Origin of the sequence: Enterobacter cloacae complex sp. IR5384, from assembly GCF_049237265.1 — a bacterium.
GTDB lineage: Bacteria > Pseudomonadota > Gammaproteobacteria > Enterobacterales > Enterobacteriaceae > Enterobacter > Enterobacter cloacae.
Genome location: NZ_JBMKHJ010000090.1, coordinates 1 through 1,841, shown reverse-complemented (window position 1 = coordinate 1,841; position 1,841 = coordinate 1). Strand labels below are relative to the sequence as shown.

Sequence of the window (1,841 nt, the reverse complement as noted above, 5' to 3'; positions counted from 1 at the left end):
GACGTAGATCTTCATAGTCAGCAGGTATTGTTATGAAATGATGGTGGTTATTTTAACCCCTGTAGATGGCATCATTCGATGGCTGCCCCGAGGTTTTTCATGCTCTCCTGAGAGCAGAGATAGCGCTGATGTCCGGCAGTACTTTTACCGTTACGCACCACGCCTTCAGTAGCTGAGCAGGAGGGACAACTGATGGAGATGGAAGCCACGGGAGCACCTCAAAACCACCATCATACACTAAATCAGTAAGTTGGCAGCATCACCGTAATCGTACAGCTAAGAACAAGTGCTTCAAGTCTACTTATTAAAATGTACCTTTGAAAAAGTAGACTTTCTGCGGTACGCTCTGACAGTAAGTTTGCCCCCGATTTTTTACGCAGCGCGCCGGACGGAGCCCGACATGATCCTGATTCCCGATGACGAACCGGAGCTGAGTCTGCCCGCAGCCAGTGAGGAATTCCTGCCGGCGCTGTCAGGTGAGAATGCCCCGGTCAGCCCGGCCCGGGCCTACCTGCTTTCACTCAATTCCCACCGCAGCCGGCAGACCATGGCCTCGTTCCTGAACATCGTCGCCGTTATGCTCGGAGCTGCCTCCCTGGAGTCCTGCAGCTGGGGCAGCCTGCGGCGCCATCACGTGATGGCCGTGACCGAACTGCTGCGCGACACCGGCCGGGCCACCGCCACCGTCAACACCTATCTTTCGGCACTCAAGGGCGTGGCGAAGGAAGCCTGGATGCTCCGGCTCATGGATGTGGAGAGCTTCCAGCATATCCGGGCGGTCCGTAACCTGCGCGGCAGTCGGCTGCCCAGCGGTCGGGCGCTGCCCCAGGGGGAGATCCGCGCCCTGTTTGCCGTCTGTGAAGCCGATCGCAGCTGCCTCGGGGCGCGGGATGCAGCGATGCTGGCGGTCATTCTCGGCTGCGGCCTGCGACGATCCGAAGTAGTGAGCCTGGATTTGCGTGACGTTGTCACTCAGGACCGTGCGCTTAGAGTGCTGGGTAAGGGAAACAAGGAGCGACTGGCATATGTCCCGGCCGGTGCCTGGCAGCGGCTGCAGATCTGGATCGATGAGATCCGGGGCGAGACCCCGGGCCCGCTGTTCACACGCATCCGTCGTTTCGGGGATGTGACTCTAAACCGGCTAACCGACCAGGCGGTGTACCATATCCTGCAGGTGCGCCAGGGTCAGGCCGGCATCACGAAATGTTCTCCACACGATCTGAGGCGAACCTTCGCCACCGCGATGCTGGATAACGGGGAGGATTTAATTACCGTGAAGGATGCGATGGGCCACGCGAGCGTCACCACCACCCAGCAGTATGACCGTCGCGGGGAGCAACGCCTGCAGGACGCGCGGGATAGACTCAACCTTATTTAGGGCTAAGTAAACACAAACAAGGGGGCTGTACCCCCTCTAATTTTACATTAACACGATACTCGACAGACTTTCCCAGTCGTAGTCAGCAACCATCGCCCGATGGAGGCTGGGATAAATGCTGACAGCCCGACGTGAAGCAAAAGGCTCTCGCCGCTGGCATGGCTTAATGTCGCGGTCCCCTCAATCACTAACACAATTTCAGCGCTGGATGTCATTACCGTTTGATTGTTCACCGCAGTGAAAATACTGAAATGGAAATCCTCAACAGGAATAGGATAGCGCGCTTCTGCGGCGTGCTGTTCCGGTAACATACGCAGAGAGGCTGACGCGGTCGGTGAGAAGATGGTGCAATGAATCTGACCTGCTCCCCGTTGATTAGTACACCCCGATGTTAGTAATGTCTTCATAAGCCACATGAGGACATCCCCATGAAGAAGCGTTTTTCCGACGAACAGATCATCAG

Annotated in this window: 1 protein-coding gene and 2 pseudogenes; 1 reads left to right on the top strand and 2 read right to left on the bottom strand. The window is 56.8% G+C overall.

The window, feature by feature from the left end; genetic code table 11:
* Window positions 1-110: 110 nt before the first annotated feature.
* Window positions 111-209, bottom strand: a pseudogene (locus ACOTX3_RS25940) (IS1 family transposase); the annotation flags it as partial.
* Between the two features lie 191 nt (window positions 210-400).
* Here ACOTX3_RS25940 and ACOTX3_RS25935 point away from each other — a divergent pair.
* The gene (locus ACOTX3_RS25935; protein ID WP_000600827.1) at window positions 401-1,378 is read left to right on the top strand and encodes a tyrosine-type recombinase/integrase; all 978 of its coding nucleotides are present in this window, start codon (window positions 401-403) and stop codon (window positions 1,376-1,378) included.
* A gap of 47 nt (window positions 1,379-1,425) precedes the next feature.
* Here ACOTX3_RS25935 and ACOTX3_RS25930 read toward each other — a convergent pair.
* Window positions 1,426-1,841 (bottom strand): annotated as a pseudogene (locus tag ACOTX3_RS25930) (hypothetical protein); the annotation flags it as partial.